Consider the following 26,994-nt stretch of genomic DNA (forward strand, 5'->3'; position numbering starts at 1 on the left):
TACTGTAGCGATCGCTGTGCTATTTAGTCTCGCTATTCTGACAAAATAGCAACAAAAAGATTGGGGATTGGTTATTTATTCTCTCTGCTCCTTTGCCATGAGAGTGTTGACTGTTGACTGATGACTGTTAACTGTTAACCGTCAACTGTCAACCGTAAAATGCCATCCCCTTTTAGGGGTGGGATGAGCTTAAACTACCTGCTTTAGGTGTGATTTTGCTAACTCACTCGGTGCGATCGCTCCATACTCTGTAATGATGGCTGTAATCAATTCGGCTGGGGTGACATCAAATGCTGGGTTGTAAAACTCTACACCCGCAGGTGTAAGAATTGTATCGCCGACTTGATAGATTTCTGTGGGATCGCGTTCTTCAATGGGAATTTTGCTGCCATCAGCTAATTCAAAATCAACGGTGGAAAGGGGTGCAGCGACAAAGAAGGGGATATTATGTGCTTTGGCTGCGATCGCTACACTATAAGTACCAATTTTATTAGCAGCGTCGCCGTTAGCGGCAATGCGATCGGCACCCACAACTACTGCATGAATCAAACCCTGTTTCATACAATGGGCTGCCATGTTATCTGTAATTAAGGTGACTGGAATAGCTTCTTGGACGCATTCCCAAGTGGTAAGTTTGGCGCCTTGTAGACGAGGACGGGTTTCGTCGGCAAACAAACGCTCTAAACGTCCTTCTCTCCAGGCGGAACGCACAACACCTAAAGCTGTACCATAACCAGCAGTAGCTAATGCCCCAGCATTACAGTGTGTCAGCAACCTCAACTTTTCTGGGGTAGAAGGTAAAGCTGCCAAGCCACGATCGCCGATCGCTTGACAGGTTTGTAAATCTTCGGTATTAATTGCTTGGGCTGTTTGCAAAAGTGTTTGCTTGATTTCTTCTACTGTTCCCAGAGTTTCATAGGCAGTTTTCAGCATCCGACTAATTGCCCAAAATAAATTCACTGCTGTGGGACGAGTAGAACGCAACAACTGGGCGACTTTATCTAAGTTTTGCAAAAATTCGTGGCGATCGCTTGTTTCAATTTCCCTCGCCCCCAAATACATTCCATATGCCGCAGCTACACCAATTGCCGGCGCACCCCGAACAATCATTGTTTTAATCGCCCGCGCCATATCTTCACTATGGTGAATTTCCACAAATTCATATTCGTTGGGTAGGCGAGTTTGGTCGATTAGTGACACTGAGTTGTTGTGCCAAATGACGGGATAAATCTGGTTTGTAGATGTCATAGAAAGCGGTATTAATACATGAATAGCAAATACTTAAATGTTACTTGATATGACGTATTTGCCCTAACGGTGGCGATGGCTAATACACTAAGAATTAGTTTTATCTAGCTCGAAATCCTAATAATTTCTTAAATTTAGAGATATCACTTAGTACTAAAAAACATTAAGAATAACCACATCATCACACAAAAAAGCAGTTTAGGGACTTCCAATAAATAAATTATCCATCTTGTGGGGTGGCATCTTGTCCGCCCTAAATCTGATAGTGGTGGGTACACCCATCACACAAGAAAATTTGGGATGTTTTTTATTTGCAAGTCCGTTAATAGATCTTGCTACATCAATTAAAAATACTCCCACTGTCTTATGCGCTTGTATAACATATTCTGGAAAAGAATGAGCAAAAAGTATTATTACTTTCTGCTATCTTTTAGTCTGGCATTTCTGTTGTTGTTTACTTCAGTAGAGTTGGGTCAAGCAGAGGAAATTAATAGCACTAGCCAGCCAAATAACAATAATTCTGGTCAGACAAGCACTACAACATCCAGTCAGCAAAATGCTACTCAAGGGGCAATGATACCCGAAGTTACATCTATAAAAAGCATCAGTCCTAAAGAGTTTTACGTCAGTATTCCTCAGTCGATTATACCAGAAGATAACAGTAGGTATAACAACGAACATATCAATGTAGTGGTGACAGGGCAAAACTTTCCCAAGCAAGACAATTCGCCTCAAAATAAAATTGAGATAAAAATTGGTAAGTTCTCTAATATTGCGATCGCTAGAGCAAAAGTTGCAGAAAATGGGAAAGCGATTTTTGCCAGCTTTAATAACGAGCAGCTAGCGAAATTGAATACTGGAAAAAATCCTGTGATTGTTGAGGTAGGTGGTAATGCAACTGATATAGTCTCTCAAGAGGGTGACGACGAACTTCAGGTCACGGTGGAGCGCCCTGTGAGCGGTTGGACAACGCTAATCGTGTTTATAGTTACAGCAATTTGTGTATTCATACTTGTGGTAATAATCTTTCTGCTGACAAAAGATGCTTATTCGCTGACCACAAATACAAACAAACTAAACTTGCCAACAAGTTCCTCAGACAATAAAAGAGAAAAACTAAATTTTTTAGAGTGGTTCTTGGTGGATGTCAAAACCAACACTTATAGTCTGGCGCGTGCCCAGTTTATCTGGTGGTTGGCTATCATCGTTTTTGGCTATCTATTTCTTTTGATTGGGCGCGGATTGTTCCGACGTACATGGGAATTCATTCCGCTATCAGGATTTGGCTATACCTTCCTAATTAGTTTAGCAACACTGGTAACAGCGCAAGCAACCTCTGAAATTCGTGGCAGCAAGGGATCTGGGGAAGTGAATCCTGGGTGGTCAGATTTGATTGTACATGGTGGCGTAGTAGCCTTGGAGCGCGTACAGCAAATAGTTTGGAACCTAATTATTGGCATTGCTTTTATCCTCATCCTTGCGGTAACTTATCCAACCGCATCTTCTTTCCCAACTATCCCCTCTGAACTGTTAGCACTAATAGGAATTAGTGCTACTGGTTATATCGGGGGCAAAGCAATCCGCAAGCCTGGACCTAATATTAATCAAGTAATACTTTACGGGAAAGATCCTAAGTCTCCCGATTACATTACCATCGCTGGTGCTAACTTCTCACTAGGAGGGAAAATATTAAACTCAGAGGAAAAGGAGGAAGTTAATACACAGATAAAGGATGCTGGCGTGATTGTTCAAATGGTGTACTTAGACAATAAAGAGGAAATTTCAGAAACATTGGTTGAGATAAAAAAAGATGACATCGTTACCATAAAGCCCGATCCTGATGCTCCTATGGAGTTTTGCAGAAGATTTAAAATCCCCCTCAAAGACCTTAAAAGGCTTCCAGAAGATTGGCTATCAAAATTTTCTGAGCATTACGATCAAAGAGAAGTAAAAATAACTATTATCAATGCTGATGGACAGAAGGCTGTTTGGGATGGTTCTATTATCACACCTGAACGGGAAATACCTCCGCCAGCGACAGAACCAGAAGAGTGAAGAAGGCAGTTCTTGCTGGAGGCACTTATGTTGCAATGAGCGTCTCCAAGAGTTGCCTACACTGATTGTATGTAACACAAGTGCCCTCTGACTTCTTCACGGTTGCCAGGCTACTACTATCGACAACCCAAACTATCCCGTGTTGACATACCCGTGACCGGATTTACTCCATCGGCTCTTCTACACAATAGCGACACTTGATAGCGGTCAATTAGAGCATCGCTAAAATCAGCACCAGTGACATCAGCATCAAAAAAACGGCTGCGGGTTAAAGTTGCTTCTGTAAATATGGCATTTTTTAGGTTAGCACCATCGAATGTGACGCGATCGACTAAAGCACCAGTCAGGTTCGCGCCTTCTAAATTTGCTTTTAATAAAATTCCTTTAGTCAGAATTGCGTTGCTGAGATTGGTTCCTTGAAAATTTGTCCCTCGCATTTCTGCTGCTACAAAAGTCACACCTGCTAAATCAGCATGAGAAAAGTCACGATTTTCTAAATTTATATTATTGTAGTTAATTGCATTTAGTTGAGCAAAAGCAGGTTTGGGATTAAGTACGATCCACAAAAATGCTAGTGTCAAAATTACAATCCAACCCAAAAAGCGGAATAAAATCTTTTTCATAACTTTATGATCTGTTCAGTAGTCTTTTGTCATTAGCCCTTTGTCTTTTGTTATTTATCCTTTGTCATTAGTCAGAGGACTAATGACCAATGACCAATGACCAATGACTAATGACTAATGACTCTTGACTATTTCCAATCTTTACCAATCCGAATTGTCAGGTCAGATTCTAAATCACCGATCGCCGACACGTCTATTTGACCTAAGCCTAAGACTTTTTGCAAATCAACTCCAACTTGTCGGTTGCCTTTTTGGACAATAATTTGAGTTTGGCGTTGGGTATCTGGCCAATCGGGCACTTTGTAAATATTAGTAAAGCCTTTCTCTTTGAGATAAGCAATAACTTTTTCAGTTAACTGAGGTTGATTGGAAGCATTTTGAATAGCAATTTTGAGGTTAGGAACCCGGCGCATATCTGGCTTCAGACCAGGTACATTTACCCCAACATAATCATTCAACAGGCTTTGTTGTCCGGTCATGTTCAGCCAATAGCTATCAGGGTCTTTGCTAAAACGGCTAAATGTACCAGGCAACACAGTCATTTGGAAGTTATCTCGATCTAAGTTCAGACCGAAGTTCACCAACGCCATCATTTCTTCCATCTTCAGGTTTGTGTCAAAGTATTTTCGCATTAGGCGAGTTAATTGAGGCAACCTGGGTAAGACGGTGGGACTATTGAGACGTTGCAGCAGGGCTGCTATGAGTGCTTGCTGACGCTGTACTCTCGGCAGATCTCCCAAACCTGGTTCGCGGAATCGGACAAACTGTTCTGCTTGTTCGCCGTTGAGGGTTTGCCAGCCACTGACTAAATTAATCGACAGGCGACTGCTGGAGTCTTTATATTCCATTGATTGGGGAACAAAGACCTCTACTCCGCCTAATTGATCGACTAGCTGGCGTAAGCCACTAGTAGAAATGCGGATATAGCGATCGATTGGGGCGTTGTTTAAAGTACGGCTGACTACCCGTGCTGCCAAGACTGGTCCGCCTTTGGCATTGGCATCAGATACCTTAGTTAACCCCTTTTCTCCCTTTTCTGGGATAGCGATCATTGTATCTCTGGGAATCGAAAGCACGCGTACAGATTTTTCCCCAGGGTTGAGCCGTACTAGCACCATCGAATCACTTTTGCCAGCAAAGCTTTCTGGTGAACCATCAACAGTACCTCTGACTGGTTCAATTCCCATAATTAAGATATTCATGGGTCGTGAAAGCTGGTACTGTGAGAGTTTACTCCATAACTCGCCAGGTAGGGGAATTTTTACGTCGTCTTTAGCAGCAGTTCCGGAATCTTCATCTGTTCGATCTAGATTGCTCCATAAGGGAGTCCAGAGCGCTAAGGTTGACACCAGCAGCCCTGATAAAATGATGCCAATGACAATCGTTGTAATCCACAATAGCCATCGAGGCATGGTCAAACCCAGTCTCTCGTAAAGCTGATTGGGAATTGCACTCACAGATTCGACGACGCTACGGTTCGTATTTGCTGGCTCGTTTAGTTCTACTTCTTCTTCTGTCTCTTCTACTGGTGCAGGTGTTGCTTGATTTTCTGGATATTGAAGTTGCGGCGATCGCCCTTCATTTTCAAACTCTGCTAGTTGTTGAGATGTGACTTGATTTTCCGACCATTCGACTTGTTTTATCACAATTATCTCCCCACTGAACCACTCCCTAAAAGTATGTTAATGCAAGCTACAAATATTGCCAGTGGAAAAGCTCACTGTAAACTTGTAATGTTCTTCAGTAGACGTGTATGACAACATGAATACTTTATTGTTCCCTGTAATCCTTGCTGGTGGTAAAGGTGAACGTTTTTGGCCTCTGAGTCGCAAAAACCGACCAAAGCAATTTTTAAGTCTTGATGGCAGTTCTAGAAGCTTATTACAAGCAACCGCCGATCGCTTGTTAACACTCGCAGGCGGTTGGGATTCCTTGTGGGTCATCACTTCTAGTCAGATAGCTGAAGGTGTAAGACAACAATTACCCGATCTACCATCTCAGAACTTACTAATCGAGTCAGAAGGAAGAGACACTGCCGCAGCCGTTGCTTGGACAAGTTTAGAAATCAAACAGCGTTATGGAGAAGACGCTGTTATTGGCTTTTTCCCTGCTGACCACTGGATTGCTGACCAAGAGGCGTTTGCACACACATTAAGCGCAGCTACGCAACTGGCGGCAAGCACAGCAGCGATCGTCACACTGGGGATCAAGCCTACTTTTCCATCAACCGGCTACGGTTACATTGAACAAGGTGAAAAAATAGGTAGCTTTAATGAGTTGCCAGCTTATCACGTCAACCGCTTTACTGAAAAGCCCAACCGTGAAATAGCAGAAACTTTTTTATCTACGGGACGTTTTAGCTGGAATAGTGGCATGTTCGTTTTTCGGGCAGGAGTTGTTCTTAAGGAACTACATACCCATGCTCCGGAAATTATCGAACCTTTAGAACAACTTGGACCTAATGTCTATCCCCAGTTACCTAAAAAGAGTATAGACTATGCACTAATGGAAAAGACAACTCTAGCATACGTTTTGCCAGTTGACTTTGGTTGGGATGATTTAGGAGATTGGAATGCGATCGAACGCTTACTGAAAACAGAAGATACTCCGAATGTAGAACTTGCTACTCACGTAGGACTAGATACGCAGGGGGCGATTATTTATGCCTCAAATCCAGAAGATGTAGTTGTTACTATTGGTTTAGAGGATGTGGTGATTGTGCGCGATCGCAATGTCACCCTAGTTGTCAAAAAAGAACGTACCCAGGAAATCAAGCAGATTCTGAAAATTCTTCAAAGCGATTCCCGATTTACCGACCTGCTATAAAAGTTAAAACCCTTGGCAGAGGCGAAAAAGTCCATTTTCTCATTATAACTTAAATCTTCAAAAGGGGAGCATTGGATATTGGGCATGGGGCAATAATCAATAGTTCTGCTTCCCCTGCTTCCCCTGCTTCCCCTGCTTCTCCCATTCCCACATTCCCCACTCTCAACAATGTTCCTCACACAAACTGTTCCGCGTCAACGAGAAATTCTTGAAGTCTTCCTTCGCAATGGCTGGGACTACATGCGAAGGTTACTAACTGGTGGTAAAGCTGATGAACCCCAGCTGCCTACACCTGCGGTTTTAAAAAATATCTTGGTAGATTTAGGTCCAGTCTACGTGAAACTCGGCCAGTTACTCTCCACCCGTCCAGATTTACTGAGCGCCGCCTATATAGAAGAACTATCCACCCTGCAAGACGAAGTACCGGCAGTTCCCTGGTCGGAGGTAGAATTAGTCATCCGCAAACAGTTAAAACGGCCACTGGCAGAAACTTTCAGCACGATTAACCCTGTTCCAGTAGCAGCGGGATCAATTGCCCAGACGCATCGAGCTACATTAATAGATGGTCGAGAAGTCGCGCTGAAAGTGCAGCGTCCCGGAATTGATACTACTATTGCCCAAGATATTGCCTTAATTCAAGGTATTGCCGATTTAGTGGCGCGGACTGATTTTGGGCAAACCTATGAAATCAAATCCATCGCCGAAGAATTTACCAAAGCTCTAGAAGCAGAATTAGATTTTACACGAGAGGCAGGTTTTACAGACCAATTACGGCGCAACTTATCCCAGAGCCGTTGGTTTGATCCTACACAAATAGTAGTTGCGGAAATTAACTGGGAATTGACCACAGAAAAATTATTGGTGATGGAATGGTTAGATGGGGTACCATTTCTATCGGCGGATTTAGACAGCAACACCAACGGTAAAGACCCTGCGGTAGAACGTAAAGAAATAACTACTTTGTTATTTCGGGTATTTTTTCAACAACTATATATAGATGGCTTTTTTCATGCCGATCCCCATCCCGGAAACTTGTTTTATCTCAAAGATGGTCGCGTTGCTCTCTTAGATTGTGGGATGGTGGGAAGACTTGATCCCCGCACGCAGCAGATATTAACAGAAATGTTGTTAGCGATCGTTGACTTAGATGCTCAGCGGTGCGCTCAGTTGACCTTGCAGCTATCAGATTCGGCTCAGCCAGTAATTTTGTCGCGGTTAGAAAATGATTACGATCGCATGTTGCGAAAATATCACAACGTTAGCCTGACGCAAATCAACTTCAGTCAGATAATTTATGAAGTTTTACAAGTTGCTCGCAACAACAAAATTAGGTTACCTAGCAATATGGGATTGTATGCCAAAACCCTAGCTAATTTAGAGGGAGTAGCGCGGACATTCAACCCAGAACTTAATTTTTTTGATGAAGTTAAACCATTAATTACAGACTTATTTCGTCGGCAGTTATTAGGGGACAATCCAGTGCGATCGCTCCTGAGGACAGCTTTGGATATTAAAAGTCTCTCTCTGCAATCTCCCCGACAAATTGAACTGTTATTAGACCGAGTTACCTCCGAAACCCTACAGTGGAATTTATCGCTACGGGGCTTAGATGGCGTGCGCCGGACTATGGACGATGCTGCTAACCGACTGTCTTTTAGCATTTTGGTGGGTTCACTGATTATGGGAGCAGCAATTATTTCTACCAGAGCGCAGACAACTGAGCTATCTTTTTTAAGTACAATCCTGTTTGCAGTCGCTAGTTTATTGGGTTTGTGGCTAATTATTAGTACATTGCGATCGGGACGTTTACGGTAAAAATTATACTTTTTGGTTGGATAATTTCCAATATGGGAAATTATGATAACTAAATTTGTGTTTCAGTATTTAGAACCACAGATGAAGAAGAATTCAGAAGTCAGAATTCTGGCTTCTAAATAGAATAACCATGTTCGCGCAGCGTCTCGCAGGGAAGAATATTAAAATTTCATTTTTCTACGCGAGTTGCTCTACTTGGGAAACCCCCAAAACTTGATTTGCTCTAAAATCAGACTTGGTTTTCAAGTACTATTCATTACCCAGTCGGACTGCAATTCATACTGAATTCTGACTTCTAATTTCTGAATTCTTTTTGATAAAAATATGTCAATCATCATTGTTGAAAAGCTGACTAAATCTTATCCTGTAGCGGTAAAAAATCCGGGTATCAAAGGCACAATAACCCACTTTTTCCGTCGCAACTACCGCACAATTAAAGCAGTTCAGGATGTTTCCTTTGAAATTGCTCCAGGTGAAATGGTGGGGTTTTTGGGGCCAAATGGTGCTGGTAAAACCACTACACTCAAAATGCTCACAGGGCTGATTCATCCTTCTAGCGGTACAGTCAGAGTCGCTGGACAAGTTCCCTTTCGTCGCCAAGAAGCATTTTTGCAAAAAATTACCTTGGTGATGGGTCAAAAGCAGCAACTAATTTGGGACTTACCAGCGCTGGATTCTTTAAAAATTAATGCCGCTGTATACAATATCTCTGATAAAGAGTTCCAGCGACGGGTGGGAGAATTAACAGAAATGCTTTCCCTAGAAGGCAAACTTACCCAACCAGTGCGAAAGCTGTCTCTGGGTGAACGAATGAAAGCGGAACTATTGGCAGCACTTTTGCACCGTCCCCATGTATTGTTTCTAGATGAACCGACACTGGGACTAGATGTAAATGCTCAAGCCGCGGTGCGCGAGTTCTTGCGCGAATATAATCAGCGTTATCAAGCTACAGTGCTGTTAACAAGTCATTACATGGCTGATATTACAGCTTTGTGTCAACGAGTACTATTGATTCACCAAGGAAGCTTAATGTATGACGGTAGCTTAGATAGGTTATTGGAACGTTTTGCACCTTACCGAGAAGTCTATATAGAGTTAGCCCAACCTCTAGCAATAGAAAAACTCATGACTTATGGTGATGTAAAACTCTTAGAAGGTAGAACAGTGCGTTTTCTCGTGCAGCGAGATGCGCTCACCCTTACTGTATCTAAAATTTTGGCCGATTTGGAGGTAATTGATTTGACAGTTACGGAACCACCTGTAGAAGAAGTTATTGGACGAGTTTTTCAAGCAGGAGTGGTTGAGTAAGTTCTGAATTCTGAAGGTGAATTACTGTTATTTATAGCTGGGCATCGAGCCAGTGTTGAATTCTGAATTTTGAGTGGGTAATTTTTCTCGCAGGAAGTCAATCAATGAAGCCAATAATTAGAAAAGCCTTAACTTTGCTATCAGTATACTATGCTTATATGCTTGAGTATCGAGCAGAACTAATTTTATGGGTTTTGGCTGGGACTTTACCGATTATTCTCATGGGTGTCTGGATACAAGCGGCGCAAGGTGGACGCTTTGGGCTATCATCTGTGGATTTTGCCCGTTACTTCATCACGGTTTTTGTTGTTAGGCAACTCACCGTTGTTTGGGTAATTTGGGACTTTGAAAGAGAGGTAGTAGAAGGCAAGCTTTCTCCGAAGTTGCTACAACCACTCGATCCAGTATGGCATCATCTTGCTGGGCATATTTCTGAAAGATTTGCCCGTTTAGTCTTCGCTATTTTATTAGTGGGATTATTTTTTATTCTCTATCCCCAAGCTTTTTGGTTACCAAGTTTAAGTCAATTGTTGCTGTTTACATTGGCTGCAATACTAGCTTTTGCTTTGCGGTTTGTGATTCAGTACACTTTTGCCATGTTCGCTTTTTGGACAGAACGGGCTAGCGCCTTAGAAAATTTCTGGTTCTTGTTTTATCTATTTTTATCTGGTTTAATAGCACCTTTAGAAGTCTTTCCAGAACCTATGCAGAAAATAGTGATGTTTACACCTTTTCCTTATTTGATTAATTTTCCTGCAAGTCTTTTAGTAGGGCTACCTATGAATATATGGCAAGGATTTTTCTCAATGGTAGGTTGGATATTAATCTTTTTGGGAGCTAATCGGCTGCTTTGGCGTGCAGGTTTGAAAAGATATTCTGGTATGGGAGCTTAAATAATTTAATATTCAAATAAAATTGGCAATTTCAGAGGTTAGACACGGACACTCACGTAAAGATGTTAAGCTGATATGTGTCTAAATTATAGAAACACTCTTGATAGTCGTTGACTGTTTACTGTTAACAGTCATCAGTCATTAAGTAAATCTACAAGTTAAATGCATAACAGCCGATTAATTAGTTGGTATCGTCTTAAATTTATCGACTGAACCCAAAGAATAATCTTCTAATCTAAAATCAGCAAAAGGCTTTTTTTCTAATCTATTCCGTAGGGCTTCATCTAATATTACACCTGGAGATTCTTTTTTCACACCAATGATTATAATACTTTTCTGATATGTAGTTAAATCCTGATTCGCTTGACAATCACTTCGTTGAAATTGACCCAAGTTTAATAAACGATAACCTTTAATATTTGCTCTATTAATAAATAATTTCTTTATTAAAACTTGTATTTTTAAGGAACGTTCTAAAGCTAGACGTTGTTGAAATTCAATATTACTCTTACAAGAAGCTGTACCTACAGAGATAATTTCACTAGGATCTTCCATAATCTTCTGTATATCTTCTTGTTCGAGGTTTAATTTTAAAAGGTGAAGGCTAATAATTTCATCATTAGATTTAATTTGAAAATTGCTACCTACGAGCCATTTATATTTTAGTGATAAAACAGCTATATTGAATTTGGCGATTCTTCCCTGGCTATCTCTACCTTCTTTATAGGGAAAATAATCAATATTACCTTTTCTTTCGGGAATTTGTCCATAATTTGGTATTGAAGAAATTTTTGATGTCTGCGTCAATAAAGCCACTATACTAACTAATCCTAATGTCACTAGCAGCACTGCAAAAAGTGCTAGTAGTGGCAATTTTTCTGTCTCGTTATGTGGATGTGACGAATTTTGAGTAATTGACTGTGGTAACTCTTCATCTGGCAAATTATTGACAAAATCTACATTTAAAGGATTAGTTGGTATTAGTTTATTTTCAATTTCTTCTAAATACTGCAAAATTTCCTTGGCAGTGGCAGGACGTTTTTCTACATCGACTTCTATTAGCCAATCAATTAAATTTAATAGTAAGGGTGAGATATGGATAGTATGATTTTGCCAGTGCAACAAATTTTGCTGAAGATCGTACATATCTAAGGGATGGTATCCCGTTAGCAAAAACACAAAAGTGCGTCCCAAGGCAAAGAAATCTGATTGCGTTACAGCTTGACCATTCATTTGTTCGGGAGCGCTGTAGCCAGATGACATAAGTGATGTCATTCTGGTGCTGTTGCTGATTTCATTAGCAGTACCAAAATCAATGATTACTAACTGCTCATTGGGTTGGATCATGATATTAGATGGTTTTATATCTCGATGCAGATATTGTTTGCGATGCACTAAATCCAAAATTCCTAGCAACTGTTTTAACCAGGCGATCGCTTTTTCTTGAGAAATAGGCTGATTTCCCTTCTGGAACCACTGGTCTAAGCTAAATCCATCGATTTTTTCCATTGCAATGCAATGCAACACTAAACCATTTCGGGTTTGATATTGGAAGTAACAATCTTCCTTGGGAATACCAGGATGGTTCAGTTGTCCTAAAACAGTTAGCTCTTGCTGAAATAGTTCTACTGCTTTGGAGTCGCTTGATAAATCTTCTTTGAGTATCTTAAGGATTTTGGGCGTATCTTGTTCGTATGCCTCATAAACTTTACTAAAACCTGTTTTGTCACTCAACAGAGACTTCACCCGATAACGCCCTAGCAATTCCAGATGAGAACCACAACTTTGACAAAAACGGTTTTGATGATTATTTGGGTGATTTGGTTTCGGGCAAACGGGATTAATACAAAGGCTCATGACTGGATAAGTGGGCAAAAGAGTGCTGTTAGCGATAGCGGGGCGTTTAGCCCTTGCTGTACATGGATAGCGGGGCGTTTAGCCCGTGCTGAGTTGGGAGTCAGGAGTTGGGAGTTGGGAGTTAGGAGTTGGGAGTTAGGAGTTTTGTTTATCTCCTTGTCCGCTTTTCCCCTTGTCCTCCCCTCCGCCTCTTATGCCCAATCACTCTAAATGTCGCTTCTCTTAATTCTTCTGTTGCTGTCTGATAATCCCGTGTAATAATCATGAGATTTTCTATCTCTGTTCTGCCAAGAAAGCTGCTACGGTCTGGTTAAATGGTTCTGGTTGTGTCAAAAATGGCCAGTGATTGCCACGAACTTGGCAAATACGTAAGTTTTTCAGATGAGTTTTGTAGGGTTGGATTTGCCAATTTTGGCGGTTCAGTCCTTGTTCTGGCTGGATGAAGAGAGCAGGGGTGTGAAGGGGAATTGTAAAACCGGGCACTTGCATTACTGCCTCGAAAATTCCATCGCGGGCGGCTATAGTAAATTTGCTTCCCCAACTACCATCGGGTTTTTGTTCAATTCCGGCTTGAAAGACTTGCTGCTGTAAAGGACTCCATCCTTGATATTGCTTTAATTGCTGTGCTTGTTGTTCGGCTTCTTTGTGACTGGCAAAGGGACCCATACTTTTGAGAAAAGGCAAGAAGCGATACAACGTTGGAAAAGTTACCCGGAGAAGGCTGGGCATTTTCCAGATGAAAATCGGATCGATCAAAATCATACTGCGTAAACGCTTTGGGTTTTGTCTTGCCCAAATGACAGCTAATTTGCCCGTCCAAGAGTGACTGACAATATGGGCAAAAGTCCATCCGAGACGATCCATGAGTGCTTCGAGGTCTGCGATCGCACTTTCAAAGCTATAATCTGTCTCTGGCTTACTACTTTCGCCATGTCCACGCATATCTGGTGCGACTATGTGGTAATCTGCCGCCAAATAATCTCCCAAGTCAGACCACACAAGAGCATGATCGCCTAACCCGTGCAATAACAGTAAAGGTTCTTGACCTTGGTTCCACTCTAAATAAGAAAGTTGGATATCAGGCTTTGATAAAGTGTGACGTACAGGCATCATTACACATCCACCTGTGGAGAGATAGTTTTGCGTTTATATAGTACTGCGAAATAAGGGGGATTGGGGATTGGGGATTAGGATTAGGGGATTGGGCATGGGGAGTGTTAAAACTGAAAGTTTCAAGCTCAAAGGTTCAACGTTAAAGCTCAGAGGTTTAACATTCAAGCTTATCTTCCCAATCCCCCATTCAGTTACCAATTAGCACTTTGTGAGTCTGAGGATTGTACCAATTGACACGAAACAATGAGACTGATGAATGCCAAGATCAAAAATAAGAATGCCTCAAGGATATAGAAAGTACTATGCCAGAATTACACCAATCAATTGCTCAGCATTACCACGAACGGACTAAATATAACCCTGAGACTCTTGCCTCCAAGCATCAAAGGTTAGACTGGGCTAAGCAGCCAGTGCCTTTCAAAGAATACAAAATTGGCTCTACTTTTGATCTCAAACCCTATATTCAAGAAAAACCAGATAAATTTGCTAATAATCCTGATGCTCAGTGGTGGCAAAGACTATCGCGCCTGCTATTTCGCAGCTATGGGCTAACGGCGAGAATGCCTTCTATGGGAAGTGCGGTGTATTTACGTGCTGCTCCCAGTGCAGGGGGGTTGTATCCGGCGGAGGTGTACTTAGTTTCTCGTGGTACATCGTTGTTGCCACCAGGATTGTATAATTACCAATGTCGGACTCATTCCCTGATGCATTATTGGGAAAACAATGTTTGGCAAGCTCTACAAGCCGCTTGTTTCTGGCATCCTTCTCTAGAAAATACCCAGATGGCAATTATTGTCACGGCAGTTTTCTATCGTTCTGCGTGGCGCTATGAAGATCGGGCTTATCGGCGGATTTTTCTGGATACAGGGCATCTTTTGGGTAATATCGAGTTAGCTGGTGCGATTACTGACTATCGCCCCCACTTAATTGGCGGTTTTGTGGATGAATCGATAAATGATTTGCTTTATATCGATCCACAACAAGAAGGTGCGATCGCTGTCTTACCTCTGGCAGACTTATTAGATATCAACCAAAATCTGCCATTGGGATGTACTGCTTTACCTTCCGCCACCGAAACCAGTTATCCGCAAATCCCCGATGGCGAACTGCTGTCATATTTCCACTCACATACCCAGATTCAACCAGGTATAACTGGCAAGTTAAATCTACCAACTATCAAACAAGAAAAATCTTTGGAGGATAAATACAATTTTCCTTTCTGTTTGAAAATTCCCACTACCACTATGCCTATAGATTGGGGAGAAAAGCTTTCAGAATTAGAAATGACGATGTACAAGCGACGTTCTACCCGCGCCTACAATGGTGATGATTTAACTTTAGATGAACTAAAAGCTTTACTCGATTTCACCTATCAACCGCAAAATTACATCGACCAAAGCTTAGATATTTCTCCAGATTACTTTGACCTGAATTTAATCGAAACATTTATTGCTGTTTGTGGCGTCAAAGGACTGGAAGCGGGTTGTTATTATTACGCACCGAAAGCGCAAGAATTACGCCAAATTCGCTTTAAAAATTTCCGGCGAGAGTTACACTTTCTCTGCTTGGGGCAAGAATTAGGACGAGATGCAGCAGCGGTATTGTTTCATACGGCGGATCTGAAAGCTGCGATCGCTCAATATGGCGATCGCGTTTACCGTTACTTACATCTTGATGCAGGTCATTTAGGACAACGCCTTAATTTAGCCGCAATACATCTAAATATAGGCGTTAGCGGTATCGGTGGCTTCTTTGATGACCAAGTAAATGAAGTTTTGGGTATTCCCGCTGATGAAGCTGTTTTATATATTACTACATTGGGACGCCCAAGATAGAACTAACCCCAGAGTGGCAGAGATATTAGAGAATCTCTGTCGCTCTACAATTAGATTTCACTAGTATAAAGCTGTGTCAGTAAATATATTTTGTATATAAGTTTACTTTTGTAAGTTAATAGCCTTAGGATATTTATTTGTATTACAAACAATTATGTAATACGTATATAGTACCGATGAAGATTGTTTGTTTTTTTATAAAACTTGTTTAATTAATCCCAAGTAGTTATTTAAAATCAAGTAAAATTAATATTTATCAATAACATTATCAAGTCAAATTATAATTTTTTATAATTAAGTGATTAATTATAAAATTGATTTTGGTGAATTGAAAACAATAAAATAACTATAGTCATCCTAGTAAAAATTGCTTTTTTAACGAACCACGAAGAACACGAATAAAGAAGAAAGAGAGGATTTTACCAATGATTTAGGAATGGTATAGATCTAGATAATAATTCAATACAGTTCAGATAAGGCCAAAAAGACTTGTAGAGACGGCGATTTATCGCGTCTCGAAAACCCGAAATGTTTGCCAGTGTCCCTTAAATGAACCGTATTGGATACTAATTTAGTAGTTAAATTAGGTTTTTTAGAATCAAAATATATCAAAATTAAGTATAAAAAAAGTTTTTTCATACAAAGTGTGATGCTATTTCCTGAAAATGAAAACCAACGTCTAGAAGTACTTAATCACTATCAAATTTTAGATACACCTCCAGAAGAAGTTTTTGATGAACTAGCTCAACTAGCAGCTAACCTTTGTGAAACACCAATCGCTCTAATTAGTCTAGTAGATGCAGAACGGGAGTGGTTCAAGTCGAAAATTGGAGTAACTACATCGGAAGTTCCTCGAAACATTTCCTTTGGTAGTTATACTATCTTAGAAAATCAAATATTAATTATCCCAGACACTTTGCAGGATGAACGGGTTGCAAAAAATCCCCTTGTGACATCAAATGATTATTTCCGGTTCTATGCAGGAGTTCCCCTAATTACCTCAAATGGCTTTGCATTAGGGAGTCTTAGTGTAATTGATTTTACTGTGCGAAACTTGAGCCATAAGGAGCAAGTAGCTTTACAACAGTTAGCTCGACAAGTCATCAGATATTTAGAGTTACATCGGCAAAAATTTATTGATGATAGCCAAAAAAGTTTCAATCTCTTTTTCTCTAAAAATCCCAACCCTATGTGGGTATTTGATGAAAATAATCTGCGGTTTTTAGATGTGAATCAAGCTGCTGTTGTTCACTACGGCTATTCACGAGAAGAGTTCTTGCAAATGCGAATAACTGATATTCCTCCTCCAGAAGATGTGCCTATGATGGTGGAATTTTTAGCAAAAGCATCTTCTGATTTACACTTTGCAGGACAATGGCAGCATCGTCGAAAAGACGGGCAGATTATTGATGTGGAAATTATATCAAATACAATATATTATGCCAATCATAAAGCTCAGTTAGTTAATATAAAAGATGTTAAAAAACACAAACGACTAGAAAGAAATCTTGAAGAAAGTGAAGCTATATTTCGAGCAATTTCTGAGGTCATTCCTGTTCCATTAGTTATTTCACGTGTGTCTGATGGGTTAATTTTATATGCTAATCCAGAGTTAGTTAAAACATTTGAGTTTTCTATAGTAGATTTAGATAAACACAAAAAAATATTAGATTTTTACCATAACTTAGCGGACTTAACAGCATTGTTAGAAGCTCTCAATGAGCATGGATTTATTCGTAATCATGAACTTCAGTTAAAAAGAGAAAATGGCACTTCTTTTTGGGCAATCGCTTCCCTACAATATTTAAATTTTAATGGTGAAGCAGCAATTCTCACAGTATTTTATGATATAACTCATCGCAAAAACGCGGAAACAAAACTCCAAGAACAAAATGAGTTTTTGCGGTTAATTTTTGAAAATATACCGCTGATGATTGCACTGATTAATCCCAACGGTAAACTCCAGTGGGTAAACCAAGAATGGGAAAGCATTTTAGGTTGGAAATTCCAAGATTTAGAAACTCGTGATGTGCTGGAAGCATTATATCCTAATCCGCAATATCGACAAAATGTAATTAATTTTATTCAGTCTGCACAACGTAATTGGGGTGACTTTATAACTCAGATGGGAGATGGTGATTTACTGAATACCTCTTGGGCTAATGTTAAACTTCCAAATGGTCAAATTATCGGTATTGGGCAAGATATCACAGAACGTAAGCGAACTGAACTTGCTCTCAAAGCTCAAGCCGAGAGAGAGCAATTGATGCGAACTGTTGCTCAAAGGATTCGTCAATCTTTGAATCTCCAAGAAATTCTGAATGCAACAGTTCAAGAAGTGCGAGATTTGCTGAAAGTCGATCGAGTGGTAGTTTATCAGTTTGACCCAGAGATGATTGGCACAATTATGGCAGAATCGGTAGAGCCTGGATGGACTGTTTCTTTAGGCGTAGAGATTCATGATACTTGTTTTCAAATAGGTGCAGGTGTGGAGTATCATCAAGGACGTAAAAGAGCGATCGCTAATATTTATGAAGCAGGACTAGCTGATTGCCATATTCGCTTATTAGAACAGTTTGAAGTCAAAGCAAATTTAGTTGTACCTATTCTACTAGAAGTAAGCTCTCAAAACCCTGGCTCTCACCTTTGGGGTTTACTAATCGCTCACCAATGCTCTCGTTTCCGTGAGTGGGAGGAAAATCAATTAGATTTGCTCGATCAACTTACAGTCCAATTGGCGATCGCCATTCAACAATCCAGTATCTTGGAACAAGCTAAAACTGAACTTGTTCAAAGACAAAAAGCTGAAGTGAAATTAAGAAGTGCATTGGCTGAAAAAGAAGTTCTTTTAAAAGAAGTTCATCATCGAGTTAAAAATAATTTGCAGATTGTCTCCAGCCTATTACAACTCCAGTCTCATACACTCAAAGACCCCGAAGTAATCAAAGTTTTTCGAGAAAGTCAAAACCGCATTGAGTCAATCTCTCTAATTCACAAAAATTTATATACTTCGGCTAATATTGGAGAAATTAATGTTGCTGACTATATCCATAATTTGGCAGCAAGCCTACTAATTTCCTATCAAATAGGGTCGGGTAGAATTGCTTTAGAAACTGATATAGCTCCAGTTAGCTTGAATATTGACCAAGCTATTGCTTGTGGATTAGCGATCAACGAATTAATTTCTAATGCCCTCAAGCACGCTTTTCCTAACGAACAATTAGGCAAAATTAGTATTGCTCTACGCAATATTGATAATAGGATTGAGATGACTATCCGAGACAATGGGATCGGTTTACCAGATAATTTAGATTGGAAAAATACTGATTCTTTGGGTCTCTCGTTAGTATACGACTTGGTTACAGAACAACTCGAAGGCAATATCACTCTAGAACGCAATCATGGAACAGTATTCAAAATTCAATTCACGCAGTTAACTTTGCATTAGTAAATATCAAATGGGTCAAGCTAGGATTTTAGTCGTCGAAGATGAAGTGATTGTGGCTAGAACTATTGCTAGCCAGCTGAGTCAATTAGGCTACATTGTTACAGGTACAGCTTCTTCTGGGAAAGTTGCCATTGCCAAAGCATCAGAAACTCAGCCAGAATTAGTATTAATGGATATTATCCTCAAAGGTGAAATGGACGGTATTGCTGCCGCTACTCAGATTCGCGAACAATTAGATGTTCCGGTAATTTTTTTAACGGCATATGGTGACGAAAATACTTTAGAACGAGCAAAAATTACTCAACCTTTTGGATATATTGTTAAACCTTTTACGACAAAAGATTTAAGAATAGCTATTGAAATCGGTTTGTTAAAACATCAGTTAGAACGTGAACTGCGAGAGAATCGAGATCGCTTAGCAACTCTTTTAAACTCAATGAGTGATGCTGTGATTGCCACTGACGATCGAGGAATGGTGACATTCATGAATCCCGCAGCGGAGGCAATAACTGGATGGCAACAAGAAGATGCTTTAGGCAATGAGGCGTCAGAGGTTTTTCATATTGTTGATGAAGTCACAGAAGCTACATTAGAAAACCCAGTGACAAAAGTACTGCGGGAGCAACAGGTTGTTTATTTAGGGGAATTCACCTCTCTGATTACTAAAGACGGAAAAAGAGTGCCAATTGGCGATAGTGCTTCACCACTGAGGGGAGGATCTGACCAGATAAATGGTGTAGTTGTTGTTTTTTGGGATCTTAGCGAACGGCGTCAGACACAATTGCTAGAACAGGCATTGGAAAAAGAGCAAGAACTCAATCGTCTCAAGTCTTTATTTATCTCTACAGTATCTCATGAATTCCGTAATCCTCTAACAGTTATTCAAACGGCAGTAGAACTTATAGAACTTCAAGGAACACATTTAACAGAGGCAAAAAGACGCACCTATTTAAAGCGCATTCAAGGAGCTGTGCAATCCATGAGCAACCTGATGGAAGAAGTGCTATTTATGGGTCAAGCGGAAGCAGGAAAACTCCTATACAATCCGGCTCCAATTAACTTAGAACACTTCTGTAGAGAGATGATTGAAGATTTTTCTACTGTGACAAATAGTGCCAGTGAAATTATTTTTACTTCTCATAGCGAGAATACTACCGCTGTGATGGATGAACGGCTTTTAAATTATATGTTTGGGAATCTACTCTCCAACGCAGTTAAATATTCTCCCACAGGTGGCAATATTCAGTTCGATTTAATATGCGATCCGACGGAGAAAGTTGCAATTTTTTATATTCGAGATCGAGGAATTGGTATTCCGGAAGCAGACCAAGCTCAACTTTTTGAATCATTCTACCGAGCCTCAAATGTCCAATCAATTCAGGGTACCGGATTGGGGTTAGTAATTGTTAAAAGGTGCGTTGATGCTCACAGGGGTAAAGTCAGTGTTGCAAGTCAAGTTGGTATTGGTACTACATTCACAATAATTTTGCCCTTAAATCCCGAATTATCGTTGACCGAATAATTCATTAGTAGTAAGCTTCAGAAGTCAGAATTTATCAAGTCAGGCAGGAGGTAGAGGGCAGTTATTGCTTGAAAACCGATCAACGCTCAATAACTCGCTTTAAGCGTTGACGCAGCCTCTCTAAGGTAATTCCAACTAAAAAAATATCCTATCGCTTTGGCAAGCAGGGGAAGCATGGGAGGAAGAATCTAACGATCGTTTTCTCTCCAAAATTAAATGATTTAATTTCTGCAAGTCTCTAAGAGTTGCTATGCTGTTCGCGTAGCGTCTGCTAGAGAGGAGATATTATCAAATTAGAATTTGGAGCAGCAGAGCAGTTTACAGTTGATTCTATTGGGCGTGCATTTTCTCTTCATACATCAGGGATGATATTGCTAGCACAATTAATTCTGATGACTAATAATCTTGTTGTACACCACCTACCACTGGCTTAACATCAGAAAATGGATCGGCGCCGCCATTCCAGTTAAAATCACTAATGCGGATGGTGAAGCCACCTAACTCTAACACCGGATTGTAACGCAAGGTAATACCATAGGTGCGGCGGCTATATTCCAAAATGTAGTCGGTGCTAGATTCTTTACCTGTATCCAAGTTAATTGAGGTTTGAAAGCCTAAGCGAAGAGGCCCATAGATTTGCTGTGTAATGCCAGCGCTCAATACTGTGTTATCAACGGAGCGATCGAATAAAAATGGTGATAATCCGTTATTTAAGCCTTGAGAATAACTGATATTAAAGGCCGTATAGTCGAAAAAGGGTCGAGAAAAATGACCAATTTGCCCTTGTAAGCCAATTGTACCAATTAGGGTGCTTTGGTTATCGCCATTAGTGTAATAACTGGTAGTGCCTGTGACGCCAGCGATCGCTTGCAAATAAGGAACCACAGGGGTAGCTGTGTATCTTAAACCCTCTGTGGCTGTGGGTGGTAATGGTTTTCCCTTCCACAATAATATGCCAGTACTAAGGGCAGCACTGCCTTGTAGACGACCTAATGAGATCCGATCGTTTTTGCGCTGTGGTTGTAATAAGTCTTGGCGATCGGTGTTGGCATCGATATACTGAGCGCTGCCTTGATAGCTGAGGTTGATGCCACTCTTGCCTAAAGGAATTACAGGAGAGGTAATCAGACCACCAAAACTACTTTGCACGGTTTGATAGCCAAGGGTGCCGTTGTAGAGGCGATCGCGGTAATTATATTGCAGATTCAAGATATGGGGAAGGCGATCGCCTAATGTCTGGCGCAATGACAAATTCGCCCGCAAATTGTCTTCCACCTTGTTCAAGTTAAAACTGGTTAACTCGCCAGTACCCTGAACTATAGTTCGTGGACTCAAAACAGAATTTATCTTTGTTTTTACAGCAAACAGTGCGCCTAAGTCACTCGTCCCATCTTGCACAGCTCTTTGTACTAATAACTGGGGGGTGACTGTCCAGCGTGTCTGCTCTGTATCGATCGGTGAAAAAGCACGCTCAACATATAAACCACCCCGATCTTCTCCATCATAGCCGGGAGAGACGATAAAGGGCGAAGTATCCCGCTCGCCACGGTCAATCTTCTGTTCATCCACCGGAATTGGTAAGGAGAGTCCTCGATCGAATACTAAACGTTGTCGCTGTGTCCGAATACGGTCTACTAAGGGTGTCTCCCGCGTCAGAGTCACTTTATCTGCACGTAACTCTAGTTCTGGCGGTGAAAAAGGGTCATTGGTGATGCGGACATCCCTTGCTTGCCAGCCTTGGGGATAAAAGTCAATGTGTTCGGCTTCAAATCTCAGCCGATTAACTGCACCTCCGGCTTTTGGTGCTGGGATGTTGCTAGCATTTGCTTGACCACCAATTGTCAGATCGAATCCTCCAGGGCTACTGACTCCGGAAAGGGGCTGATTGGCTCTAATGCGATCGCTTGGCGGACGTTTTGGTACTCTACCAGCTGTTATATCTGTGGACGAGAAAGCAAAATCTGTTTGAGCTGAGGGTACGTAAATTTCTCCTCTACCATTTAGCATTTCTCCACTATCTTGGACAAAGTTGTAGGTAAAACGTTGTCCTCGGAGGATCTGATCTCCCCGTGTGAGAGTTACATTGCCTTCCCCCGCAGCAATTAAGTTGTCCAAACTGACTTGTAAGCGATCGGCATCCACCACCGCCCCATCAAATCGCACAACGACATTACCAACAGCCGTAATAATTCGCCGTCGCTCGTCATACTCTTGGCGATCTGAGGTGACTTCTACAATTCTTGGGGCGGCTGGTGGGGTGCTAGCTGGTGCAGTTATACCTGATGATTGGCCTTGTGGCGTAGGTGCTGCGGCTTGGATTTGAGAATTGAATTCTACGGTTATGGGCGCAGACAGTTCCTTTGTAGGGTTGCGAGACTTGAATTGGATTAAATTTTGTGTTGATTGAGAACTTGGTGGAGAAAGAACTGGGGGAGATGCAGGAACAGGAGGACGCGGGGATACTCGATCGCTTGAGTTAGGATCGAATAAGGTCAATTTTTCTTTACTAGTAGAGTTGGAATTTGGCGATCGCTCCTGAACTTCTTGAGATGCTTGAGATTCTTGATCTGCAAGTCTCTGTGTCGGCTGAAGTTGCGTTTGCCCTGGGGAGAGCCATTGCCCCAAACTGGCACTTGGAATTTTCTCAGGATTTTCCTTCTCGTCAAAATTCGAGACTTTAACTTCCTGTCGAGGAAAACCAACTTCCAAAGACTGTCCCAAAAGTGCTGCACTTTTTGAGGTGGTGAGGGGAGAAAATTCTGGGGGTAGAGTTTTTGGTGGTTCCGGTGCAGATGAAGTTTCGCCGACTGCCAACTGATGTCCAGTTGATTTGAAGGGAGTTGATAATTGATGATAATTCTTGGTGTCACCTGCGATCGCCAAATGACCCAAATCCTGAGGATGCTTGGATTTATTTGTATTTAAAAGCTGTCCAATTTTGACACCTGAAGCAGACTTTACATCACTAACAGATGAGATGGGATTGGCAGGTTGTAAAGGTTCGAGAATCGGAGGCGGATCGGGTGGCAGAACAGGATGAAGCATATTTGAGCAAAACCGAGCTAACAAACAGCCAAATGACGGACGGAAGGATGAATATATATTTTGCCTTCCGACTGTCGCCTTCTGCTACCTGTAGCAAGCTACCTGAAGCAGGAAACTTACTAACTTTAGCCTAGTAAGTTTCCTTGGCGTTTAGTATCTTCCACCTTCCAAAGTCGCGGATGAGCGATCGGCCTTTTACTCTAAGTCCCGACGACCGGGGTTACGAGCTGGATCGTTCGACAAAAATCCGAAGACGAAGATAGTTACGAAGAAGGCAACAACAATATAAACAACGATTTTTAAAGTCACCATACAAATATCTCCAACGGGTATGCAAAGAGAGCTTTTTTTCAGTATTATCTGCTATGCAGAAAACGTAGCTACTTTATATTACCCACATCTCGTCCCTTTTTGAGACGAGTTTGGTGAGAAGGGATTGGGGACTGGGGATTGGGGACTGGCAGTGCCTAGCCTACGTTTCTTGAAAGTTGTGCAAGATGTTCAGTTTTCTGACTTGATAGATGCCCCGAAACATAACTCAGAGACTGGCTATTATCGTGACGCTGACTGATAGCAAAAGTTTCCCAAAAAAAGCTTAGGGCGAGTAGTTGCCATGCTCAATGCCCTTCAGGAGTGCCCAGTTGTGAGTGCTGAGTGCTGTTAGCGGATAGCTAATGTTTAGCCCGTGCTGAGTTAGGAGTTAAGAGTTAGGAGTTAAGAGTTAAGAGTTAGTATTAATCTCTCCTCTGCCCCTCTGCCCCTCTGCCCTATTTTTTTGCTAGATCCTTGCCAGTTCGATTTTTTACTACTCGTGCAGGTATGCCTACAGCGATGGAGAAAGGAGGAATATCTTTATTGACAACTGCTCCTGCACCAATCACACTACCTTTACCGATGGTAACACCATCTAATACCGTTACTCCATGCCCTAGCCAACAGTCATCCTCAATTACAATTCCCTTGCGAGTGACACCTTGGTATTTCATTGGCTCCATTGGATCGGCAAAATTATGATTATTAGCATATATTCCTGACTGAGCAGCAATCATACAGTGTTTGCCAATTTTAATGTTTCCTGGCCCCTCAATACATACGTTAGGACCAATAAAGGTGTCTTCATCAATATGTATATACGTATTTTCCAAACACCCTATATCAACGTTACGTTCAATAGCGACTCTATCTCCTAGATGAATTCTATTATCTTTATGTCCTCTAGCATTCATCCGTACACCCTTGAAAATATATACTCCAGTGCCAATTTCAATACAAGAAGTACCGTTAAATTCCACGCCATTTTGAATATAAACTGGGCTGCCTATTTTGGCAAAAATACTACGATACCCCAAATTACGCAACTTTGGCCCCAGAATGAGTGTAGGAATATCTCCTAAAATAGTAGTTACGACAAGTTCTTGCGATCGCTGCAATTTTGATAAATATTGCTCGTTAGGCATGGTTACATATCTCTTCAATCAATTGTTGTTGACGGTTTGGCACTTTTTTTGGGCTGTATCCTAATTTTTTTCGCATACCAGTAGTTTTGGTATGTCTTAATACCTGATTCAGATTTGAGGTATTACCTGTATTTCCCAATATTTTTAGATTGTTTTCCTAATTGGGAAAAACCAGAGTCTGACTTTGACTATGCGAGTAATTCTTTAATTTTGCTGTGGTAGAATTACGCAATTGATATACACAATTGTCAAATACCGTTTCTTTGTGAAGCTGCATCAATTTAACCTCTGGCTATGACATCCACCTTGTAAGGGCGACTCTTAGCTGGTCTTATTATTTACATCTTCATACAGAATTGATCTTAGTTACTAGAAGCATTTATACTACTTAAATTAAGTAAAATTTTGCTTCTTTTTTAAGAGACTGAATTAACAAAAGAATATCAGTGCATTACAGAGTCAAATATCAGACTAGATAAATTATCTGATGGGAATATTTGCTGATTTAGATAAGCGACTATTTCGCAAATTTGAAAAGCTTGTGACGCAACTAATAATAGAGTTGTTTACCTGAAGGCTATTTCCTCTCAGGCAGTTTTACTGTTTTGAAACAACTCACTTCCACAAGCGATTTTGCAACAAAAATACATTTAACTAGACTATTTATAAAAGACTAGAGAAAACTTTTGTCTAGCAGAATAATGTAATTATTGTTGGATTTTGATGGGTACTTATGCCCAAATAAAATCCAATTAAGGGGGATTATCTCCCACATCAGCCATCACATTGAAGTTAACCATCGGTGCAAACAAGTAAGCGCTTCCCCGACTGCTATGACGGCTTTCTTGCAACGAATTTCTAGAGTATGCTGCTCCAATCATGTTGCACACAGATGATTTACAGACTAAGCAATTCACACTTTTAATTAGATGAATGGCTTTTAATGACAATTGCTTTTAACGATAACACATTTTATTTTTAATGGAGCAATATTATGAAATTTAAGTTTATTTTCCGGTTATTTACTGATGATAATGATGATAGTTGGCTAATTTTTTTACGAGAGCGATCGTGAAGATAACATTTGTATAATAATCCGATTTGATTCCTGAATTTACTTGCGTGGACAGGCAAGATGGTTGGGGAGATCTAAGACTTTGAAAACATGGTCTTAGCCCCTCATTAAACAGCAATTTACTTTATATACCAGTTTATTGGCTTTTTGTTGATATTTATACCGTTGCTTATCCAAATAAATTTATAATTAGGCGTTAATTTTAGAATGATATCTACTATACTTAATGACACCCTCTTAGTGAAAAAGCTAAAAAACGAAAAATTTCCTTCTTCGTTTATCTAAAAATTTGTAAATCACCCATTTGGGTGAGCCAAGCGGGTGATGCGTTGTTGGTATTGGTTGTTATAAATTTTATTGAAAGCTAAAACGTAGCTTAGTTTCCGGGAGAAGTTCACAAAGCAACATCACAATGCCGAATTTGAGGTATTGGTTTTAACTCACACACTTGATTCAAATTATGGCTTTAATTAAAGAAATAGTACAAGAAGCTCTAGCTAACGGCTATTTGAGTATTGTAGCCGAAGACCAAATGCGATCGCTGATGCAAAGTAATTATGATTCAGAAGACCTAGACGCCTGGATTATATTACAGCGATCTGTTATGGCGGGTGATGTCAAGCAAGAGTCGCGCCGGAAAAAAGTTTCCCCCTCTCCTAAAGCTAAAGACGCTTCATCAAGTATCAAACTTGCTTATCAAATGGCGGCGGAGATTGCTTATGCCGCAGCCATAGCTCTTACAATGTCAAAAAATACTAAAGATCAACCTTCATTAGGTGCATAAAGTAACATTAAAGCAGAGTTCACAAGCGGAGCCGGAGACGCTCCGCTTCCCAAAAGTGTCAGGATTGGAAAGTGAAACAGGTTTTCTACC

General features: G+C 40.7%; 19 protein-coding genes. 10 read left to right on the plus strand and 9 right to left on the minus strand.

Annotation, left to right across the window (positions count from 1 at the left end; all coding sequences use genetic code 11):
• Window positions 1-189 precede the first annotated feature (189 nt).
• Complete coding sequence (gene mtnA, locus ACFG4S_RS16070) at window positions 190-1,248, minus strand: S-methyl-5-thioribose-1-phosphate isomerase (protein ID WP_392535736.1); 1,059 nt, start codon at window positions 1,246-1,248, stop codon at window positions 190-192.
• A gap of 396 nt (window positions 1,249-1,644) precedes the next feature.
• Between mtnA and ACFG4S_RS16075 the strand changes: the two genes are divergently transcribed.
• A complete protein-coding gene (locus ACFG4S_RS16075; protein WP_392535737.1) occupies window positions 1,645-3,303 on the plus strand; it encodes a hypothetical protein in 1,659 nt (552 codons plus the stop codon).
• Between the two features lie 116 nt (window positions 3,304-3,419).
• On the opposite strand, the gene ACFG4S_RS16080 is transcribed toward ACFG4S_RS16075, so the two are convergent.
• Window positions 3,420-3,926 (minus strand): pentapeptide repeat-containing protein, encoded by a 507-nt coding sequence (locus ACFG4S_RS16080; protein ID WP_392535738.1) that lies wholly within the window; start codon window positions 3,924-3,926, stop codon window positions 3,420-3,422.
• Between the two features lie 128 nt (window positions 3,927-4,054).
• Window positions 4,055-5,572 carry an LCP family protein gene (locus ACFG4S_RS16085; protein ID WP_392535739.1) on the minus strand — a complete coding sequence of 506 codons (1,518 nt, stop codon included), beginning with the start codon at window positions 5,570-5,572 and terminating at the stop codon, window positions 4,055-4,057.
• Between the two features lie 115 nt (window positions 5,573-5,687).
• On the opposite strand from ACFG4S_RS16085, the gene ACFG4S_RS16090 reads away from it, so the two are divergent.
• The 4 genes from ACFG4S_RS16090 to ACFG4S_RS16105 all read left to right on the plus strand — a co-directional run bounded on the left by ACFG4S_RS16090 (window position 5,688) and on the right by ACFG4S_RS16105 (window position 10,768).
• Entirely contained in the window at window positions 5,688-6,752 is a 1,065-nt protein-coding gene (locus ACFG4S_RS16090; protein WP_392535740.1) for a mannose-1-phosphate guanylyltransferase, read from the plus strand.
• Between the two features lie 168 nt (window positions 6,753-6,920).
• Window positions 6,921-8,567 carry an ABC1 kinase family protein gene (locus ACFG4S_RS16095; RefSeq protein ID WP_392535741.1) on the plus strand — a complete coding sequence of 549 codons (1,647 nt, stop codon included), beginning with the start codon at window positions 6,921-6,923 and terminating at the stop codon, window positions 8,565-8,567.
• 324 nt (window positions 8,568-8,891) lie between these two features.
• Entirely contained in the window at window positions 8,892-9,875 is a 984-nt protein-coding gene (locus ACFG4S_RS16100; RefSeq protein WP_392535742.1) for an ATP-binding cassette domain-containing protein, read from the plus strand.
• Between the two features lie 104 nt (window positions 9,876-9,979).
• Window positions 9,980-10,768, plus strand: a complete 789-nt coding sequence (locus tag ACFG4S_RS16105) for an ABC transporter permease (RefSeq protein WP_392535743.1) — start codon at window positions 9,980-9,982, stop codon at window positions 10,766-10,768.
• Window positions 10,769-10,945: 177 nt separating this feature from the next.
• Here ACFG4S_RS16105 and ACFG4S_RS16110 read toward each other — a convergent pair whose 3' ends face one another.
• On the minus strand, window positions 10,946-12,625 hold the full coding sequence (locus ACFG4S_RS16110; RefSeq protein ID WP_392535744.1) for a protein kinase: 1,680 nt from the start codon (window positions 12,623-12,625) through the stop codon (window positions 10,946-10,948).
• 273 nt (window positions 12,626-12,898) lie between these two features.
• Window positions 12,899-13,735: an alpha/beta fold hydrolase gene (locus ACFG4S_RS16115; RefSeq protein WP_392535992.1), complete on the minus strand. Its 837-nt coding sequence runs from the start codon at window positions 13,733-13,735 to the stop codon at window positions 12,899-12,901.
• Between the two features lie 162 nt (window positions 13,736-13,897).
• Here ACFG4S_RS16115 and ACFG4S_RS16120 point away from each other — a divergent pair, with 162 nt between their 5' ends.
• The 4 genes from ACFG4S_RS16120 (at window position 13,898) to ACFG4S_RS16135 (ending at window position 20,543) form a co-directional block, all read left to right on the plus strand.
• Window positions 13,898-13,972 (plus strand): hypothetical protein, encoded by a 75-nt coding sequence (locus tag ACFG4S_RS16120; RefSeq protein ID WP_392535993.1) that lies wholly within the window; start codon window positions 13,898-13,900, stop codon window positions 13,970-13,972.
• A 68-nt stretch (window positions 13,973-14,040) separates the two neighbouring features.
• Complete coding sequence (locus ACFG4S_RS16125; RefSeq protein ID WP_392535745.1) at window positions 14,041-15,573, plus strand: SagB/ThcOx family dehydrogenase; 1,533 nt, start codon at window positions 14,041-14,043, stop codon at window positions 15,571-15,573.
• 649 nt (window positions 15,574-16,222) lie between these two features.
• The gene (locus ACFG4S_RS16130; protein ID WP_392535746.1) at window positions 16,223-19,021 is read left to right on the plus strand and encodes a PAS domain S-box protein; all 2,799 of its coding nucleotides are present in this window, start codon (window positions 16,223-16,225) and stop codon (window positions 19,019-19,021) included.
• Window positions 19,022-19,031: 10 nt separating this feature from the next.
• A complete protein-coding gene (locus ACFG4S_RS16135) occupies window positions 19,032-20,543 on the plus strand; it encodes an ATP-binding protein (RefSeq protein ID WP_392535747.1) in 1,512 nt (503 codons plus the stop codon).
• A 396-nt stretch (window positions 20,544-20,939) separates the two neighbouring features.
• Here the strand turns inward: ACFG4S_RS16135 and ACFG4S_RS16140 are convergent, their stop codons facing one another.
• The 4 genes from ACFG4S_RS16140 to ACFG4S_RS16155 form a co-directional block, all read right to left on the minus strand.
• Complete coding sequence (locus ACFG4S_RS16140; RefSeq protein ID WP_392535748.1) at window positions 20,940-23,588, minus strand: DUF3769 domain-containing protein; 2,649 nt, start codon at window positions 23,586-23,588, stop codon at window positions 20,940-20,942.
• Window positions 23,589-23,783: 195 nt separating this feature from the next.
• Complete coding sequence (locus ACFG4S_RS16145) at window positions 23,784-23,900, minus strand: photosystem II reaction center protein I (RefSeq protein WP_206263044.1); 117 nt, start codon at window positions 23,898-23,900, stop codon at window positions 23,784-23,786.
• 455 nt (window positions 23,901-24,355) lie between these two features.
• Entirely contained in the window at window positions 24,356-25,045 is a 690-nt protein-coding gene (locus ACFG4S_RS16150) for a DapH/DapD/GlmU-related protein (protein ID WP_392535749.1), read from the minus strand.
• A gap of 752 nt (window positions 25,046-25,797) precedes the next feature.
• On the minus strand, window positions 25,798-25,935 hold the full coding sequence (locus tag ACFG4S_RS16155) for a hypothetical protein (protein ID WP_174707946.1): 138 nt from the start codon (window positions 25,933-25,935) through the stop codon (window positions 25,798-25,800).
• Between the two features lie 645 nt (window positions 25,936-26,580).
• Here ACFG4S_RS16155 and ACFG4S_RS16160 point away from each other — a divergent pair.
• Window positions 26,581-26,904 carry a hypothetical protein gene (locus tag ACFG4S_RS16160; protein WP_392535750.1) on the plus strand — a complete coding sequence of 108 codons (324 nt, stop codon included), beginning with the start codon at window positions 26,581-26,583 and terminating at the stop codon, window positions 26,902-26,904.
• Window positions 26,905-26,994 lie beyond the last annotated feature (90 nt).

This window comes from Nostoc sp. C117, from assembly GCF_043099735.1.
Taxonomy (GTDB): Bacteria; Cyanobacteriota; Cyanobacteriia; order Cyanobacteriales; family Nostocaceae; genus Nostoc.